Source organism: Vibrio sp. 1978 (genome assembly GCF_033344345.1).
Genome location: NZ_JAWPOP010000013.1, coordinates 38,744 through 56,151, shown reverse-complemented (window position 1 = coordinate 56,151; position 17,408 = coordinate 38,744). Strand labels below are relative to the sequence as shown.

Here is a 17,408-nt window from a genome sequence, read left to right as displayed (position 1 = left end):
GCTAAAGGGTCTCGGTGTCCAGCATTCCGTGGCGAATCGCTAAGTGAGTTAACTCAACGTCACCATTAATGTCCAATTTACTAAAGAGTCGGTAGCGATAGCTGTTGACTGTCTTTGGACTTAAATTAAGTTGCTCAGAAATATCCGTTACCTTTTGGCCTTTGGTGATCATAAGCATGATCTGCAATTCACGTTCGGATAAGTCTTTAAAAGGGTTCTCAGAGGCTGGAGAAAATTGACTCAATGCCATCTGCTGCGCAATCTCTGGCGAGATGTAACGCTGCCCACTATTAACTACACGAATCGCATTCACCATTTCGTCAGGGCCAGCACCTTTGGTTAAATAACCAGACGCACCTGCCTGCATCACCTTGGTTGGAAACGGGTTTTCTGTATGAACGGTAAGTACGATGATTTTCACATCAGGATTCACGCGAAGAATTTTTTTAGTGGCTTCCAAGCCGCCAATTCCTGGCATGTTCATGTCCATTAAAACGACGTCAGCATGATTACTGCGACACCATTTTACTGCATCTTCACCGCTGTCAGCTTCTCCTGCTACGTTCATTCCACGGACGTCTTCAATAATACGTCGTATCCCTGTGCGAACCAGCTCGTGATCATCTACAAGGAAAACATTTATCAAACTTGTATCTCCACACTTTGTATTGGTTCTGCACCCACATAACCATTATTTGTTAAATGTGGATATCAGTATGACTGCCTATATACTAACGTAATCGACAAAAAATTGCTTTCTATGAATATGTGCTGAAACGCAAACTTTAGCAAGAACTTATTCATAAACCACTCTATTATTTTAGAGCGTGATGAGCAGAACCGAAATCTAAGAAAAGACAATTAACAACATTAAGTACAATAAATCAAGTAACTAGGTTTCATATTGCCCAGAGAAACACGCTATAACTTAAAATGACACTGTCCCTCTTGCACCAAAGACTAACTTGTAATCACTAATTCCAGCAAAAATTTGAGACGCTTTCTTTACTGGTTATTTTTACAGTTCTTAGTGTTAAACTAACGTTCTTCAAGTTTTCTAAGGTTTCTCACATTTGAATATTCAACAAGGCTTCCTGCTAACTCGACAGGCACGAGACATCAAAGGTCAAACTCAAATCGAGCTGTGGCTTTCGACAGAAGCAGGTCCTACTCAGTTACTTATTAATGGTGAGAAGCCAGTATTTTTCATCGCTCAGAAACACTCAGAGCAAGCAAAGACACTCGCACGAGAAAAAAACATATTCGTCGACATCCGCCTTTTGGATCTCAAAACGTTTGAACATACGCCTCTTGCTGCCTGCTATACCAATGTAACCAGAGACGCTCTCGCACTCAAAGACACATTCGCTCAAAAAGATATCACTACGTATGAAAGTGATATTCGCCTCGCCGATCGCTACCTAATGGAGCGTTTTATCAAAGGCAGTATCGAGTTTACAGGCAATGTGACTCGCACCAATGGCTACCAACGCGTCCAGAGCGCAAAATGCCGTGCGGGGCAATATGAGCCGAAGTTAAACGTTGTCTCGTTAGATCTAGAATGCTCTGAGAAAGGCATTCTTTACTCAATCGGATTAGACAGCGTCATGGATTCCCGCGTTATCATGATCGGAGAGCCAGAACCTTCGGAGACACCGATACAATGGGTTAAGGATGAAAAAGCGCTTCTAGAAGCACTCATCGATTGGTTTAAAAAATTCGACCCCGATGTCATTGTCGGTTGGAATGTCATTGATTTTGACTTTCGTCTGCTACACAAACGAGCAGAATGGCACAACATGAAGCTAATGCTTGGCAGAGCAGACCAAGCCAGCTTTTTTAGAAGTTCATCTCAAAGCCAACAAGGGTTTATCTCCATTCCCGGGCGAGTTGTGATGGATGGTATCGATACGCTAAAAACGGCTACTTACCACTTTCGATCTTGGTCATTAGAGTCTGTATCTCAAGAACTCTTGGGGGAAGGGAAAGAAATCCACAACGTGCATGACCGCATGGATGAGATCAATCGTATGTACCGCTCCGACAAACCATCGCTGGCTAAATATAATTTACAAGACTGCGTGTTAGTGAATAAGATTTTCAATCACACTCACCTACTAGACTTTGCAATAGAGCGCTCTCGTCTCACTGGTGTCGAACTGGATCGTGTTGGCGGTTCGGTTGCAGCATTCACAAACCTATACATGCCTCAGATACACCGAGCAGGCTACGTCGCCCCAAACCTACACCCTGAAAATTGGATTGCCAGCCCCGGAGGTTACGTGATGGACTCCATCCCTAACCTATATGATTCTGTTTTAGTATTGGATTTTAAGAGTCTATATCCATCGATTATTCGCTCTTTCTTGATTGATCCTATGGGTTTAGTTGAGGGGTTATTGCTCGATATTGGAAAAGAAGAAAATCAGGCTGTACCTGGCTTTCGCGGTGGGCAGTTCCATCGTACGAAACACTTTTTACCAGAAATGATTGAAAAGCTTTGGGCAGCACGTGATGTTGCAAAGAAGAACAATGAAAAAGCTTTTTCTCAGGCAATCAAAATCATCATGAACTCCTTTTATGGCGTACTGGGCTCATCGGGATGTCGTTTCTTTGATACTCAGTTAGCTTCTAGTATTACCATGCGCGGACATGAAATCATGAAGCAAACTAAGGTGCTGATTGAGGAGCAAGGATATCAAGTGATTTACGGCGATACGGATTCCACATTCGTGTCGTTGAATCGACCATACAGTCAAGTAGAAGCTGACGCTGTTGGAAATCAATTAGTTGATTACATCAACTCTTGGTGGCAAGAACACCTGCGTTCTGAGTACAACCTAACATCTATGTTGGAAATCGAGTATGAAACCCATTATCGCAGATTCCTTATGCCAACGATTCGTGGCGCAGAAACTGGCTCGAAAAAGCGCTATGCGGGTTTAATCGGTGAAGGAGAGCAAGAACGGATTGTATTTAAAGGGTTAGAAAGTGCCCGTACTGACTGGACCTCGTTAGCACAGAAATTTCAAAATACACTCTATAGCATGATTTTCCATGGTGAAGATCCAAGCGACTATGTCCGAGAGATGGTTGAGAAAACTAACAACGGTGAATTTGATGAACAGTTGGTGTATCAAAAGCGACTGCGCAGAAAACTGCATGAGTATCAGAAGAACGTCCCGCCACAAGTGCGTGCAGCTCGTTTAGCGGATGAGATAAATGCCAAGCTTGGCCGCCCATTACAGTATCAAAACAAAGGGCGAATTGAATACATTATTACCGTGAACGGCCCTGAACCTTATGAGTACCTCAATAGCCCTATTGATTATCAACATTACATTGATAAACAACTCAAACCTGTTGCGGATGCGATTCTCCCTTTCATTGGGACGGACTTTGACAGGCTTTCAGCGCCACAAATGGGGTTGTTTTAGCCGATACGAAACTCTGTTTTCTGGTACTGTTTGACTAACCAATCACCAAACGCATCAATTAGCCCGATAACAGAACGCTTGGGAATACCCCGGCCAGAAAGTAAAATTTCTAGCCGCTCGATCTCAAGCTGCTTTTCAGTATGATAAGTTAAGAATACCTTGCCACATTGTATAGGGTCATCAAACCAACGTTTATCTCGATACATCACCAAAGAGTATGACGCTCTTAGTAACTTTTTAGCAATCACGCGCTGGGCGGCCACCTGCTCTTCTATCGTCTTCGCTTGTACGATTTTTTTGCGATACACCGTAATCCAATCTTCCACATCCATATTCCAGTGCTTAGCAATTTCCCAACTTGGGACGTAATCACCGAAGCAGTCTGCTAGATCATCACCATAAACACAGACACAGCAATGCTTAAGCATAAAGCCCCAAGTGAAAATACTGTCTAAATTAGCTACTTCACTCACTAAGGCTGTACGGACCGATACACCATTAACGTGAGGGTAACTCTGCTGCGCACGCCACTTAATTGTGTTGAGCAAAGTCGCGCGATTGTGCTCAAAGGATGATTGAGTAACGACAACCAGGTCTAAGTTCGACTTCCCAACGATCGCTGTTTTACGAGCAACACTACCGTATACATAAACGCTGTGTAAGTTTTGCCCCAGTCCACCTTTGAGACAAGCGATGACTTCCCTAATTAAAGGCGCAAACTCTGGTTGAAATGGTTGTTTAGGATCGATAACAGGCAGAGACATGACTTAAAACGTGTTCTCAGATGGTTCAAGAAGTTGGGCTATATGTTCTCTTAGCCGACTCACCGAATCAAGTCCATTCAGGTGTTTAGTCATGGGAGTAACAACAAATTTCTGCAATGAATTTTAATGCTAGGCGGCTAACTTAGCGCTATAATCACCGAGTTTTGCTTAATAAGTATGAATAGGAATATACAATGCCAAAGGCAAGTGAAATCAAAAAAGGCTTCGCAATCGAGTCTAATGGTAAAACTCTTCTAGTTAAAGACATCGAAGTAACGACTCCTGGCGGTCGTGGCGGCGCTAAAATCTACAAAATGCGTTGTACAGATCTAAACACGGGCGCACGTGTAGATGAGCGTTACAAGTCTGATGACGTTGTTGAAACGGTAGAAATGAACAAACGTGCAGTTGTGTACTCATACGCTGACGGCGATGAGCACATCTTCATGGATAACGAAGACTACTCACAATACACATTCAAGCACAATGAAGTTGAAGACGACATGCTGTTCATCAACGAAGATACACAAGGTATCCACATTATCCTTGTTAACGGTGCTGCAGTGGGTATTGAGCTACCATCTTCTGTTGAGCTAGTGATTGAAGAAACTGACCCTTCAATCAAAGGTGCTTCTGCATCTGCTCGTACTAAACCAGCACGCTTCGCTTCAGGTCTTGTCATCCAGGTTCCTGAGTACATTGCAACTGGTGACCGTGTTATCATTAACACAGCTGAACGTAAATACATGAGCCGAGCATAAGCATGTCTGATTTGATTTCTTACGACGACGTCATCGACGCAGCGTACGACATTTTCCTTGAGATGGCTCCAGATAACCTAGAGCCTGCTGACGTGATTCTGTTTACTGCGCAATTTGAAGATCGTGGTGCCGCAGAACTTGTTGAAACCGGTGATGACTGGGTTGAACATGTTGGCTTCGAGATCGACAAAGAAGTATATGCAGAGGTTCGTATCGGCCTAGTAAATGAGGAAAATGACGTTCTTGATGACGTATTTGCTCGTATGCTAATCAGCCGAGACCCTGAACATAAGTTCTGCCATATGCTTTGGAAACGCGATTAACGTTTCTTCATCATGAACAAAAATACCAGCCTAGTGCTGGTATTTTTTTATCTGTTGTTTTTGTTTAGCTGAGATATTTGTTTATCCAAAGCACCCTGCTCTATATCGGCTTTAGATCCTTTTGTTATGTAACAGATAAGAAAAAGGCTTGCCGAATTGGCAAGCCTTTCTGATGTTTTGCTATCGATTAACGATGCTTGTTGCGTGCGCCTTGGTCACCAGCAGTCTTCTTCGGCTTACGACGAGAAGGGTTGTTGCTGCGACCTTTTGGTGTGTTAACACGCTCTTCATGGCGCTTAACTGCGCGACGAATTTTTTGGCTGCGTGCACGCTCACGTTTGCGTGACGTGTTGTCTTTGTTCAGATCAAGCATGGTTTCTTTCTCTGGACGAAGCTCTACAAGCTCACGCAAGTAGTTTACTTCTTTCAGGTCAAGCTCCATCCAACCGCCACGAGGCAGTTTCTTGTCTAAGAAGATGTCGCCGTAACGAACACGTTTCAGACGGCTAACGGTACACTCTTGCGATTCCCATAGTCGACGAACTTCGCGGTTACGACCTTCATTGATAACAACGTAAAACGTGTGGTTCATGCCTTCACCACCCGCGTAAACAACATCTTCAAAGCGAGCTAAACCGTCTTCCAGTTCAACACCTTTTACTAGATTACGAACTTTCTGTTCAGTTACTTCACCGAACACACGTACTAGGTATTCACGTTCAACTTGGCGGCTTGGGTGCATTAAGCGGTTCGCCAGTTCACCATCCGTTGTGAAAAGTAGAAGACCAGAAGTGTTCGCATCCAGACGACCAACTGAAATCCAACGAGAGCCACGAATTTTTGGCAGACGATCAAAAACAGTACGACGACCTTCTGGATCGTGACGAGTACACAGTTCACCCTCAGGTTTGTAGTACGCAAGTACACGACAAATCACTTCTTCTTGAATCTTTGCAGAGACAATGTGACCATCGATACGAACTACGCTGCTCTCGTCTTCAAGTCTTTCACCAAGCTTAGCGACTACACCGTTCACGCTAACGCGACCAGATTTAATTAACGATTCAATCTCACGACGAGAACCGTGACCAGCACGTGCTAATACTTTTTGTAACTTTTCGCTCATTTATCTACCTATGTGTCGTCTTCACAGACGTCTAGACCAGGATTGGTCTGCATTTTGCTATTTACCCATTTCAGTGGGATTTTTCGGTCGGACATTATACGTAACTTTCTTAGTTAATGTAAGCTAAATCGGCGCCATTCTCCACACCAAAATTCACTTCAAAAATGACCGAAATATTTGTCCTATTCTGCAACTTTTTTACTACTTAATGCAGGCATTGATCAACGAGAATCCCACTAATATCGGTCTTCCTGAACCACTTTAACCACGCTGTACCTGATAAAATTGTCAGGGTTACAACAATAACCACTTGGGGTGTGTTTACTGTTCGTATTGCTAGAAAGCAACGAAGAATAAGCCGTCCCGGTTTGCTGCTAAGTAATACCAATCACCGCAGACAATGAGCGCTCATAGCAAAACAAGGTCGTGGGTAACAAGACAAAAATTGTCTTTAAGTCATTAGTTCACATCAAAAATAACACTAATGCTATCGTGTACTCTGACTCTCTAGGTTCGCTCTGCACTCTCGGCGATTGGCATAAATCAGACAAAAAGGAATAGAACAATGTCTATGCTAAATCTCGACCTAAATTGGATTTTTGGGACATCTCAAGATGACGATATGACAGGCACAAAAGGCTCTGAAACAACCGATATTTTCTTCGGCTTCTGTGGTGATGATAAGTTTGTAGGATACGGAGGTAATGATATTGTCTTCGGTGGCTGGGGAGATGATACCTTGCTTGGTGGCCGAGGTAACGACTTTGTTTCTGGCGGCTTTGGAAACGATTTCCTATCCGGAGGATTAGGAAACGACAAACTCTTTGGTGGCTGTGGCGACGACACAATTTTTGATTATTCAGGCAACAACTACTTGAGTGGTGGCTGGGGTAACGACACCCTCGTTGTTGGTGATGGTGAATCAGTACTGAGCGGTGGCTGTGGAGACGACACCTTCGTGCTTACAAACCGCCTGGCTATTGGTGTACCTGATCAGCCAGTATCTTCCAACGATATTGATGTCAAAGCCGACATTGTCGATTTTAATATTTTCCATGACAAACTTGTCTTTGATATGGGCCGAGACACTGATAACGATGGCATTCGAGATACGTTCTTGGATTCAGCGGATGATCTGACTTTATCTTACAATGAATGTGGCTGGGCAGTATTCTCAAGTGATGAATACAATGTTGAAGTGACACTAAACGGTGTGAGCTCTGCATACATCAACTATGCAGAACAAAATGGTATCGACATTTTCGATTTCGCTTAACCTCAATCAGTTAAGTTCAATGAGATATTCGATATGACAACTAAAATAGGAGGCGCGATGCCTCCTATTTTGTTTGGCGGTGGTGTGCGTCTACTATTCGAATGGTGCAGGGTCACCAGATCCCAAACGAACCACAACAGGTTCACCTTCGCTAAAGTCAATTACAGTCGTAGGTTGTTCACCTAAGTAACCGCCATTAAGAATCACATCAACCGCATGTTCTAGTTTATCGCGAATATCCTCTGGATCAGATTCTGTTACGTCACTGCCAGGTAGAATCAACGACGTAGACATCATCGGCTCACCTAATGCTTCCAACAAGTCCAAGGCAATTTGATTGTCTGGAACACGGATACCGATGGTCTTACGTTTTGCATTCATCAAACGACGCGGCACCTCTTTTGTGCCTTTGAAGATGAAGGTGTAAGGACCTGGTGTGTTATTTTTCAGCAGTCGGAATGCAGAGTTATCCACTCGCGCATAGAGAGAGAGCTCCGACAAATCACGACACAGTAAAGTAAAGTTATGCTTATCATCCAGACGACGAATCTGACAGATTCGTTCCAGTGCCTGTTTGTTCTCCAACTGACAGCCAAGTGCATACCCTGAATCAGTAGGGTAAACCACAACGCCGCCGTTACGAATGATTGCTACTGCTTGATTAATCAAGCGAGCCTGTGGGTTTTCTGGGTGAACGTAAAAAAACTGGCTCATTGTAATTCCTCATTATCGAGCCTCTCGGCTCTATATTTTTATGGGTTCTCGACTTCGTATTACTGAGTATTATTCAACGAAGGATCTATTCCCCAATCTTTCCAAACTGGTTCGACGCCAGCAGGCAACCATAGGTTCCTTCCTAGCTCCATCCACGGTGATGGGTAGTGAAAATCACTGCCTTGAGAGGCTAATAGTTTGTATTGTATAGCATAATCAGCCAAGTTGCGCCTTTCTTGTTGCGCTTGCTGTGGCTGTGCAACTTCCATCGCATCACCACCCGCTTCGACAAACGCTGCTAGAAGACGCTTAATCCACTTCGCTGTCAACTTATATCTACCAGGATGCGCTAATACCGCCATTCCACCAGCCGCATGGATAGCATCAACCGCATCCTTCATCGAACACCAATTCGGTGGTACATAACCTGGGTTATTACGCGTTAGGTATTTTTTAAACACCATTTGCATGGTTTTTGCGTAACCATTATCTACCAACCATTTCGCGAAATGCGCTCTTGTCACTGGAGCATCACCGGCGATTTGTCTTACCTCTTCAAGCACACCTACTCGAGTTGCTTTTTGTAGTCGCTCTGCAATTAACTCAGATCGTGTTATGCGATGCTGCTTCTGTTGTTCTATGAGGGCAGATAATTGTTCATTTTCCGGATCGATATTCAGGCCGACAATATGAATGTCTTTGTTTTGCCAGACGGTCGATATCTCAATGCCATTGATGATTTTTATCGGCAAATTATTATCTTGAACGTATTGCTTAGCTAACGCCAAACCGTCAACCGTATCGTGATCAGTGATCGCCAAAACCTCGATATCAAAACTCAGCGCCCTTTCCACTAAATCTTTAGGTTCTAACCGACCGTCCGATGCAGTGGTGTGACTATGTAAATCAATTCTCATATTTTTATCGTTTTAATGCCGTTTTGGGGTTGACTTTTTACTCTCGCACTAGTTAACTAGTACACAGATACAAAGTACGTAATTTAAGGTTCACCATGTTACAAGAATTTAACCAAAACCAAAAAGCGAAAGTTACGGTTTGTCTTAATAAGGCAAACTCATCAGATCTTGCTTGGTGGCGCACTTGGACTAGTTCTTGGTGGGCAAACGTATACTTCTAGTTTATAGAACCAAACGTTGTAAAGCCCGCTACTTAAGCGGGCTTTTTTGTTTTGTTGCTCATTTCACATTCAACTGCCTAAACATTAATCGAATATAGCCAAGTCTAGATTGGGAGAACGTTTGCTTTATGCGACTATGTACGGCAGGAAGATTTAAACAGCTACAAGGAGGTCTTGTGAACAAGGCCATTGAAATTAAGAAACTTGGACAGCTTGAAGTGCTAACGGCTTCCGTCCCTTATACTCAAGACCCGACTCGCTTGTTCCACACACTATGTGAGAACAAAACTGACAGCCTATTGCTGGAATCTGCTGAGATCGATTCAAAGCAAAATTTAAAATCCCTGCTGATCGTAGATTCAGCGGTTCGCATTGTTTGCTTCGGCCATACCGTTAGCATGCACGCCTTGACCAATAACGGTAAAAACTTACTGTCTCACCTAAACCAGAACATCCGTGGTGACGTTGAGAGCAAGTTCGATGGCGAAACGCTAACTTTGCAGTTTAACCAGCCATGCGACACGTTAGATGAAGACTCTCGCCTACGTGAAGCCTCTTCTTTCGATGCGCTGCGCTTGGTTCAGCATAGTTTTGATATTTCACAGCAAGACAAACACGCAATTTTCCTTGGTGGTCTGTTTGCCTACGACTTAGTCGCAAACTTCGAGCCGCTTGGTAATGCAAAAGCAACAAATCAGTGTCCAGATTACGTTTTCTACGTAGCGGAAACACTACTTGTTGTCGACCATCAAACGGAATCTTGCCAGCTTCAAGCGACGTTGTTTGTTGATGGTTCAGAGAAAACCGCGTTAGAGACTCGTATTGCAGAAATCAGCGCTCAGTGTGCAGCGCCAAAACTACTGCCAAGCGCAAAACAAATCGCTGACGTAACGGTAGAACCTAGCGTATCTGATGCAGACTTCTGCCAAACTGTTCGCGACTTAAAAGAGTTCGTAGTGAAAGGCGATGTATTCCAAGTTGTACCATCTCGCCGATTCACTCTACCTTGCCCTTCTCCACTAGCGGCTTACAAAGAACTGAAACAAAGTAACCCAAGCCCTTACATGTTCTACATGCAAGATGAGCTGTTCACTCTGTTTGGCGCATCACCAGAAAGCGCGCTTAAGTACGAAACCGACACTAACCAAATTGAAATCTACCCAATCGCAGGCACACGTCGCCGTGGTAAGCGCCCTAACGGCGAGATTGATTTCGACCTAGATAGTCGCATCGAACTTGAACTGCGCACCGACATGAAAGAAAACGCAGAACACATGATGTTGGTTGACTTGGCACGTAACGACGTCGCTCGTATTGCTCAATCTGGTACTCGCCACGTAGCAGACCTTCTAAAAGTCGACCGCTACAGCCACGTAATGCACTTGGTGTCTCGTGTGGTTGGTCAACTGCGTGAAGACCTAGACGCGCTGCACGCATACCAAGCATGTATGAACATGGGTACGCTCACCGGCGCACCTAAGATTCGTGCCATGCAGTTGATTCGCGATGTAGAAGGCGCACGACGCGGTAGCTACGGCGGCGCTGTTGGCTACCTCACTGGTGAAGGCACACTCGACACCTGTATCGTGATTCGCTCAGCGTACGTTGAGAACGGCATTGCTCAAGTTCAAGCTGGTGCTGGCGTGGTGTTCGACTCTGATCCACAAGCGGAAGCAGACGAAACGCGCGGCAAAGCACAAGCGGTAATCTCTGCTATCCAAGCAGCGCATAATTCACAATAAGGAATAGGGTTCAGAGATGGCTAATATCATTTTTATCGACAACTTTGACTCGTTCACCTACAACCTTGTGGATCAATTCCGCTCGCTAGGTCACTCAGTCAAGATTTACCGAAACAACATCCCAGCAGAAACCATTGAACAAGCGGTAAATGAGCTTGAAAACCCAGTGGTTCTGCTATCACCAGGTCCTGGTGCACCGTCAGAGGCAGGCTCAATGCCAGAGCTTATCCAACGTATGAAAGGCAAAGTGCCGATGATCGGCATTTGTCTTGGTCACCAAGCGATTGTTGAAGCGTACGGCGGTACTGTTGCTGGCGCGGGCGAAATCATTCACGGTAAGGTCTCTATGATGGAGCACCAAAACCATGCGATTTACCAAAACCTACCATCACCACTTGCAATTGCACGTTACCACTCGCTGGTTGCGACCAAGGTTCCTGAGAGCCTAACCATCACAGCAGAAGTGGATGACTTGGTAATGTCTGTTGTACATGAAGAAGATAAAGTTTGCGGGTTCCAGTTCCACCCGGAATCTATTATGACGACCTACGGAGCAACACTGTTGGCCAATGCCATTGAATGGGCACTTGAAGAACAAACTTCAGCGAACCCACTCACTGCTTAATAAGCACTTGGCACATAAGAAATTTAGGAGAGGAAATATGGAAACAATCATCAACCCTATTATTACCAAACTGTACGAGCAAGAATCGCTTACTCAGGAAGAGAGCCAACAGCTATTCGACATCATTATCCGTGGTGAACTAGATCCAATTTTGATGGCATCAGCACTGACTGCACTAAAAATCAAAGGCGAAACGCCAGACGAAATTGCAGGCGCGGCCAAAGCACTGCTGGCAAACGCAAATCCATTCCCTCGCCCAGATTACGATTTCGCAGATATCGTAGGTACTGGCGGTGACGGTCACAACACCATCAACATTTCAACCACTGCGGCGTTTGTTGCTGCAGCATGTGGTCTAAAAGTAGCGAAACACGGTAACCGCAGCGTTTCCAGCAAATCGGGTTCTTCTGACCTTCTTGATTCATTTGGTATCAACCTAGCTATGAGCGCAGAAGATACGCGCAAAGCGGTAGACGATATCGGTGTTGCTTTCCTATTTGCACCTCAATACCACGGTGGTGTGCGCCATGCGATGCCAGTGCGTCAAACCATGAAAACACGCACCATCTTTAACATTCTTGGCCCACTGATTAACCCTGCTCGTCCTAACATCGAATTGATGGGCGTTTACAGTGAAGAACTGGTTCGTCCTATCGCAGAAACCATGCTACAAATGGGTATGAAGCGCGCAGCAGTAGTACACGGTAGTGGTTTGGATGAAGTGGCGATTCACGGTGAAACAACGGTTGCCGAAATCAAAGACGGTAAAATCACTGAGTACACGCTAACACCAGCAGACTTCGGTCTAGACGCGCACCCACTAGAAGCAATCAAAGGTGGCGATCCTGAAGAAAACAAAGCGATCATTACCAACATTCTGACGGGTAAAGGTACAGACGCACAATTGGGCGCAGTGGCAGTGAACGTTGCTCTGCTAATGCGTCTATTCGGCCACGAAGATTTAAAAGCCAACACGCAACAAGCGATTGAGGCAATGAATTCAGGCAAGGCGTACCATTTGGTACAACAACTTGCCGCACACGCTTAAGGAATTGAAGAAGATGACTGACTTCAACACTCAGCAAGCTGACAACCTGTCTGAACACGTTTCTAAGAAAGAAGCAGAAATGGCAGAAGTACTGGCGAAAATTGTCCGCGACAAATATCAGTGGGTAGCAGACCGTAAGGTGTCTCAGCCGCTAAGCACATTTCAGTCTGATTTACTGCCATCGGACCGCAGCTTCTACGATGCTCTGAGTGGCGAAAAGACGGCCTTCATCACCGAATGTAAGAAGGCATCTCCTTCTAAAGGTTTGATTCGTGATCACTTCGACTTGGATTACATTGCATCGGTTTACAACAACCATGCTGATGCGATTTCAGTCCTAACAGACGAGAAGTACTTCCAAGGTAACTCTGACTTTCTTCCTCAAGTGCGTGGCCAAGTCAAACAACCGGTTCTGTGCAAAGACTTCATGGTAGATACCTACCAAGTTTACCTAGCGCGTCATTACAGTGCTGATGCCGTGCTACTGATGCTTTCTGTCCTGAATGACGAAGAGTACAAAGCGCTAGAGGAAGCAGCGCACAGCCTGAACATGGGTATCTTGACCGAAGTCAGCAACGAAGAAGAGCTTCATCGTGCCGTTAAGCTTGGCGCACGCGTTATCGGCATTAATAACCGTAACCTTCGCGACCTAAGTACTGATTTGAATCGTACTAAAGAACTGGCACCGACCATTCGCGAACTGGCTCCTAACGCAACAGTAATCTCAGAATCTGGCATTTATACGCATCAACAAGTTCGTGATTTAGCGGAATACGCAGACGGCTTCTTGATTGGTAGTTCACTGATGGCGGAAGACAACCTAGAACTTGCTGTACGTAAAGTGACGTTAGGCGAAAATAAAGTGTGTGGCTTAACGCATCCAGATGACGCAGCAAAAGCATATCAAGCAGGCGCAGTATTTGGTGGCCTGATTTTTGTCGAGAAGTCGAAGCGTGCGGTCGACCTTGAAGGTGCGCGCTTAACCATGAGCGGTGCTCCACTGAACTATGTAGGCGTGTTCCAAAATCACGATATCGATTTTGTTGCTTCTGTCGTGACCTCTTTGGGTTTAAAAGCGGTGCAACTGCACGGTCAAGAAGACCAAGCTTACGTAAACCAACTCAAAGCCGAACTGCCAGCAGCGGTAGAAATTTGGAAAGCTTACGGCGTGACTGATGCCAAGCCAGAACTGCTAGCAGACAACATTGATCGCCATTTATTAGATGCGCAAGTTGGCACTCAAACTGGCGGAACTGGTCAAGTGTTCGACTGGTCACTGATCGGCGACCCAAGTCAAATTATGCTAGCGGGCGGACTGTCGCCAGAAAATGCTCAACAAGCAGCGACACTAGGTTGCTTGGGATTAGATTTAAACTCTGGTGTAGAAAGCGCACCAGGCAAAAAAGATTCACAGAAGTTGCTCGCGGCCTTCACCGCCATTCGCAGCTACTAAAGCTGGATATCAGCTAAAAAATTTAAAGCTATTCGTAGCGAAAAATACGAGAAGGAATATAACGATGGCAAAACTGAATGCCTACTTTGGCGAATACGGCGGTCAGTACGTTCCGCAAATTCTAGTTCCAGCACTGGAGCAACTAGAGCAAGCGTTTATCGACGCGCAAGAAGATCCAGAATTCCGCAGCGAATTCATGACGCTTCTCCAAGAGTATGCGGGCCGTCCAACGGCTTTGACTCTAACTCGTAACCTAACCAAAGGTACGAAAACCAAACTGTACCTAAAACGTGAAGACCTACTTCACGGTGGCGCGCACAAGACCAACCAAGTGTTAGGTCAAGCTCTGCTTGCAAAACGCATGGGTAAAAACGAAATCATCGCAGAAACAGGCGCAGGCCAACACGGTGTAGCAACTGCACTAGCGTGTGCGCTGCTTGGCCTTAAGTGTCGCGTTTACATGGGTGCAAAAGACGTTGAGCGTCAAAGCCCGAACGTATTCCGTATGAAGCTAATGGGCGCAGAAGTTATTCCTGTCCACTCGGGTTCAGCAACGCTTAAAGACGCATGTAACGAAGCGCTACGCGACTGGTCTGCAACTTATGAAGACGCGCACTACCTACTAGGTACAGCGGCAGGTCCTCACCCATTCCCAACCATCGTGCGTGACTTCCAACGCATGATTGGTGAAGAAACGAAGAATCAGATTTTGGCACGTGAAGGCCGTCTTCCTGATGCGGTTATCGCATGTGTGGGCGGTGGTTCAAACGCTATCGGCATGTTTGCTGACTTCATCGAAGAAGAAAGCGTTCGCCTAATTGGTGTTGAGCCAGCAGGTAAAGGTATCGATACTGACCAGCACGGTGCACCACTTAAGCATGGTAAAACAGGCATCTTCTTCGGTATGAAAGCGCCATTGATGCAAGATCCAAACGGCCAAGTTGAAGAGTCTTACTCAGTATCTGCTGGTCTTGATTTCCCTTCAGTTGGTCCACAACACGCCCACCTAAACGCAATCGGCCGTGCTGAATACGACAACGTAACAGATGATGAGGCGCTAGAAGCATTCCAAGAGATTGCGCGTCACGAAGGTATCATCCCTGCTCTAGAATCTTCTCACGCACTGGCTCATGCACTGCGTATGGCTCGTGAGAACCCAGAAAAAGAGCAATTGTTGGTTGTTAACCTATCTGGTCGTGGTGATAAAGATATCTTCACTGTGCATGCCATCCTAGAAGAAAAAGGAGCAATCTAATGAGCCGTTATGAAAAGATGTTTGAGCGCCTAAACGAAAAGAACCAAGGCGCGTTTGTACCGTTCGTAACGGTTTGCGATCCAAACGCAGAGCAGTCTTACAAAATCATGGAAACACTGGTTGAGTCTGGCGCAGATGCCCTTGAACTTGGTATTCCATTTTCAGATCCGCTAGCCGATGGCCCAACCATCCAAGGCGCTAACATTCGCGCGTTAGATTCAGGTGCAACACCAGATATCTGCTTCGAGCAAATCGGTAAGATCCGAGCTAAGTACCCAGAGTTGCCTATTGGCCTTCTGATGTACGCGAACCTTGTTTACTCTCGTGGTATCGAGAACTTCTATGAGCGTTGTGCAAAAGCAGGCATCGATTCTGTTTTGATTGCAGACGTACCAACTAATGAAAGTGCTGAATTTGTTGCTGCTGCAGAAAAGTTTGGTATTCACCCAATCTTCATCGCACCACCAACGGCAAGTGATGAAACACTGAAGCAAGTATCAGAGTTGGGTGGCGGATACACTTACCTACTCTCTCGTGCAGGTGTTACTGGCGCAGAAACCAAAGCAAACATGCCTGTAGGTCATATGCTCGATAGACTGAACCAATTTGATGCACCACCAGCGCTACTTGGTTTTGGCATCTCTGAGCCTGCACAGGTGAAACAAGCACTAGAATCTGGTGCGGCTGGTGCAATTTCTGGTTCAGCCGTGGTAAAAATCATTGAAGCGAACGTTGAGCAACCACAAATTATGCTCGACAAGCTAGGTGAATTCGTTTCTGCAATGAAAGCTGCCACTCAAAAATAATTTCAGTTTGATATGACACAACAACGCCCGCTTAACATTATGTTTAGTGGGCGTTTTCTTACTATCGCGTTTATACCACGTCATTTTTTGTTCAACGCCCGCACTTTCCAAATCTATCTCAAGCAGAGCACTCAAAGAGTGTTAAGCTTGGGTAACTTAACTAACTCAATAAAGCAATGTGCAGTAAGGTTGCTACATGGAAGAAGTCAAAACACTGCTAGCCAAATGTCCTGTACTATCAGGGCTGCCAGATAAAGGGCTTAGTGAAGCAGCGCAAATGACTAAGGTTCGCTGCTTCGACGAAAAAGCACTGATTTGCAATAAAGGTGCGCTTCAATCTTCTCTTATGGTCATAGCTCAAGGTGCAGTGAGAGTGAACTCAATTAGTTCAAAAGGCAAAGAAGTCACACTGATGATTTTCGAAGCTGGTGGCTGGTTTGGAGACAATGTTTTTTCTCCCGGTATGCCTCGTATTTTTGGTGCGACCGCGCATTCTGACGTGACTGTAATGGAGCTTCCTGGAGATAAATTTCGCCAATTACTCGCCAAATACCCTCAAAGTTACCCCACTATACTAGACTTACTTAGCCGCCGCTTGTGGTCTGCTATTTCTGTTATCGAAGATGACGCGATTAGAGGAATTGAAGAACGAGTCGCCAAAAGGTTGCTGCTACTTGCTGAATACCAACTTAATCAAGCGATCGATACTCGACCATGCGTTGTCAGGGTAACAAGAGAACATATCGCTAACATGATGGGGCTAACTCGTCAGAGTGTACACAAGATACTAAAACGACTAGAAAGTATCGGGATGCTAGAGCTAAACTATGGCTCAGTAACCATTACCAATCCGAAACGCTTAGAAGAATACTTTAAAGAACTCGAGCAATAGATCCATTCAACAAACGCTAAGTATTGTCTAACGATAGCTAAAAAACTT

General features: G+C 45.2%; 17 protein-coding genes and 1 other annotated feature. Of the genes, 12 read left to right on the top strand and 5 right to left on the bottom strand.

Going from position 1 to position 17,408, the window contains the following annotated elements; genetic code table 11:
- Position 1: 1 nt before the first annotated feature.
- A complete protein-coding gene (uvrY, locus tag R8N49_RS14065; protein WP_005386783.1) occupies positions 2-646 on the bottom strand; it encodes a UvrY/SirA/GacA family response regulator transcription factor in 645 nt (214 codons plus the stop codon).
- 427 nt (positions 647-1,073) lie between these two features.
- On the opposite strand from uvrY, the gene R8N49_RS14060 reads away from it, so the two are divergent.
- Positions 1,074-3,437, top strand: coding sequence for a DNA polymerase II (locus R8N49_RS14060; RefSeq protein ID WP_132936802.1), 2,364 nt, complete (start codon positions 1,074-1,076; stop codon positions 3,435-3,437).
- On the opposite strand, the gene R8N49_RS14055 is transcribed toward R8N49_RS14060, so the two are convergent.
- Positions 3,434-4,201, bottom strand: coding sequence for a nucleotidyltransferase domain-containing protein (locus R8N49_RS14055; RefSeq protein WP_258489724.1), 768 nt, complete (start codon positions 4,199-4,201; stop codon positions 3,434-3,436). The genes R8N49_RS14060 and R8N49_RS14055 overlap by 4 nt on opposite strands.
- A 194-nt stretch (positions 4,202-4,395) precedes the next feature.
- On the opposite strand from R8N49_RS14055, the gene yeiP reads away from it, so the two are divergent.
- On the top strand, positions 4,396-4,962 hold the full coding sequence (yeiP, locus tag R8N49_RS14050; RefSeq protein WP_005376801.1) for an elongation factor P-like protein YeiP: 567 nt from the start codon (positions 4,396-4,398) through the stop codon (positions 4,960-4,962).
- 2 nt (positions 4,963-4,964) lie between these two features.
- Positions 4,965-5,285: an HI1450 family dsDNA-mimic protein gene (locus R8N49_RS14045; RefSeq protein WP_005376800.1), complete on the top strand. Its 321-nt coding sequence runs from the start codon at positions 4,965-4,967 to the stop codon at positions 5,283-5,285.
- 187 nt (positions 5,286-5,472) lie between these two features.
- On the opposite strand, the gene rluB is transcribed toward R8N49_RS14045, so the two are convergent.
- Positions 5,473-6,411: a 23S rRNA pseudouridine(2605) synthase RluB gene (gene rluB / locus R8N49_RS14040; RefSeq protein WP_005376798.1), complete on the bottom strand. Its 939-nt coding sequence runs from the start codon at positions 6,409-6,411 to the stop codon at positions 5,473-5,475.
- A 565-nt stretch (positions 6,412-6,976) separates the two neighbouring features.
- Here rluB and R8N49_RS14035 point away from each other — a divergent pair.
- A complete protein-coding gene (locus tag R8N49_RS14035; RefSeq protein ID WP_005376796.1) occupies positions 6,977-7,687 on the top strand; it encodes a calcium-binding protein in 711 nt (236 codons plus the stop codon).
- A gap of 93 nt (positions 7,688-7,780) precedes the next feature.
- On the opposite strand, the gene R8N49_RS14030 is transcribed toward R8N49_RS14035, so the two are convergent.
- Positions 7,781-8,401, bottom strand: a complete 621-nt coding sequence (locus R8N49_RS14030) for an L-threonylcarbamoyladenylate synthase (protein ID WP_005376791.1) — start codon at positions 8,399-8,401, stop codon at positions 7,781-7,783.
- Positions 8,402-8,460: 59 nt separating this feature from the next.
- Positions 8,461-9,318 (bottom strand): RNase RNM, encoded by an 858-nt coding sequence (gene rnm / locus R8N49_RS14025; protein WP_005386777.1) that lies wholly within the window; start codon positions 9,316-9,318, stop codon positions 8,461-8,463.
- A gap of 95 nt (positions 9,319-9,413) precedes the next feature.
- Here rnm and R8N49_RS14020 point away from each other — a divergent pair, with 95 nt between their 5' ends.
- The 8 genes from R8N49_RS14020 (at position 9,414) to R8N49_RS13985 (ending at position 17,360) form a co-directional block, all read left to right on the top strand.
- A complete protein-coding gene (locus R8N49_RS14020; RefSeq protein WP_132936804.1) occupies positions 9,414-9,539 on the top strand; it encodes a Trp operon leader peptide in 126 nt (41 codons plus the stop codon).
- Positions 9,486-9,589: a sequence feature (Trp leader region), on the top strand. It overlaps the preceding gene by 54 nt.
- A gap of 126 nt (positions 9,590-9,715) precedes the next feature.
- Entirely contained in the window at positions 9,716-11,281 is a 1,566-nt protein-coding gene (locus R8N49_RS14015; protein WP_258489726.1) for an anthranilate synthase component 1, read from the top strand.
- 16 nt (positions 11,282-11,297) lie between these two features.
- Complete coding sequence (locus R8N49_RS14010; protein ID WP_005434961.1) at positions 11,298-11,906, top strand: aminodeoxychorismate/anthranilate synthase component II; 609 nt, start codon at positions 11,298-11,300, stop codon at positions 11,904-11,906.
- Between the two features lie 37 nt (positions 11,907-11,943).
- Complete coding sequence (trpD, locus tag R8N49_RS14005; protein ID WP_186584854.1) at positions 11,944-12,954, top strand: anthranilate phosphoribosyltransferase; 1,011 nt, start codon at positions 11,944-11,946, stop codon at positions 12,952-12,954.
- Between the two features lie 13 nt (positions 12,955-12,967).
- Positions 12,968-14,407 carry a bifunctional indole-3-glycerol-phosphate synthase TrpC/phosphoribosylanthranilate isomerase TrpF gene (gene trpCF, locus R8N49_RS14000; RefSeq protein WP_186584852.1) on the top strand — a complete coding sequence of 480 codons (1,440 nt, stop codon included), beginning with the start codon at positions 12,968-12,970 and terminating at the stop codon, positions 14,405-14,407.
- 64 nt (positions 14,408-14,471) lie between these two features.
- A complete protein-coding gene (gene trpB, locus R8N49_RS13995) occupies positions 14,472-15,662 on the top strand; it encodes a tryptophan synthase subunit beta (RefSeq protein ID WP_005445041.1) in 1,191 nt (396 codons plus the stop codon).
- The gene (gene trpA, locus R8N49_RS13990; protein WP_025767264.1) at positions 15,662-16,468 is read left to right on the top strand and encodes a tryptophan synthase subunit alpha; all 807 of its coding nucleotides are present in this window, start codon (positions 15,662-15,664) and stop codon (positions 16,466-16,468) included. Before trpB ends, trpA begins: the two co-directional genes overlap by 1 nt.
- Before the next feature lie 196 nt (positions 16,469-16,664).
- A complete protein-coding gene (locus R8N49_RS13985; protein WP_005376777.1) occupies positions 16,665-17,360 on the top strand; it encodes a Crp/Fnr family transcriptional regulator in 696 nt (231 codons plus the stop codon).
- Positions 17,361-17,408: the final 48 nt, after the last annotated feature.

Excerpts from the sequence above, each read along its gene's own strand:
- R8N49_RS14055 (WP_258489724.1), bottom strand. The coding sequence starts at position 4,201 with ATGTCTCTGCCTGTTATCGATCCTAAACAACCATTTCAACCAGAGTTT.
- yeiP (WP_005376801.1), top strand. The coding sequence starts at position 4,396 with ATGCCAAAGGCAAGTGAAATCAAAAAAGGCTTCGCAATCGAGTCTAAT.
- R8N49_RS14045 (WP_005376800.1), top strand. The coding sequence starts at position 4,965 with ATGTCTGATTTGATTTCTTACGACGACGTCATCGACGCAGCGTACGAC.
- rluB (WP_005376798.1), bottom strand. The coding sequence starts at position 6,411 with ATGAGCGAAAAGTTACAAAAAGTATTAGCACGTGCTGGTCACGGTTCT.
- R8N49_RS14035 (WP_005376796.1), top strand. The coding sequence starts at position 6,977 with ATGTCTATGCTAAATCTCGACCTAAATTGGATTTTTGGGACATCTCAA.
- R8N49_RS14030 (WP_005376791.1), bottom strand. The coding sequence starts at position 8,401 with ATGAGCCAGTTTTTTTACGTTCACCCAGAAAACCCACAGGCTCGCTTG.
- rnm (WP_005386777.1), bottom strand. The coding sequence starts at position 9,318 with ATGAGAATTGATTTACATAGTCACACCACTGCATCGGACGGTCGGTTA.
- R8N49_RS14020 (WP_132936804.1), top strand. The coding sequence starts at position 9,414 with ATGTTACAAGAATTTAACCAAAACCAAAAAGCGAAAGTTACGGTTTGT.
- R8N49_RS14010 (WP_005434961.1), top strand. The coding sequence starts at position 11,298 with ATGGCTAATATCATTTTTATCGACAACTTTGACTCGTTCACCTACAAC.
- trpD (WP_186584854.1), top strand. The coding sequence starts at position 11,944 with ATGGAAACAATCATCAACCCTATTATTACCAAACTGTACGAGCAAGAA.
- trpCF (WP_186584852.1), top strand. The coding sequence starts at position 12,968 with ATGACTGACTTCAACACTCAGCAAGCTGACAACCTGTCTGAACACGTT.
- trpB (WP_005445041.1), top strand. The coding sequence starts at position 14,472 with ATGGCAAAACTGAATGCCTACTTTGGCGAATACGGCGGTCAGTACGTT.
- trpA (WP_025767264.1), top strand. The coding sequence starts at position 15,662 with ATGAGCCGTTATGAAAAGATGTTTGAGCGCCTAAACGAAAAGAACCAA.
- R8N49_RS13985 (WP_005376777.1), top strand. The coding sequence starts at position 16,665 with ATGGAAGAAGTCAAAACACTGCTAGCCAAATGTCCTGTACTATCAGGG.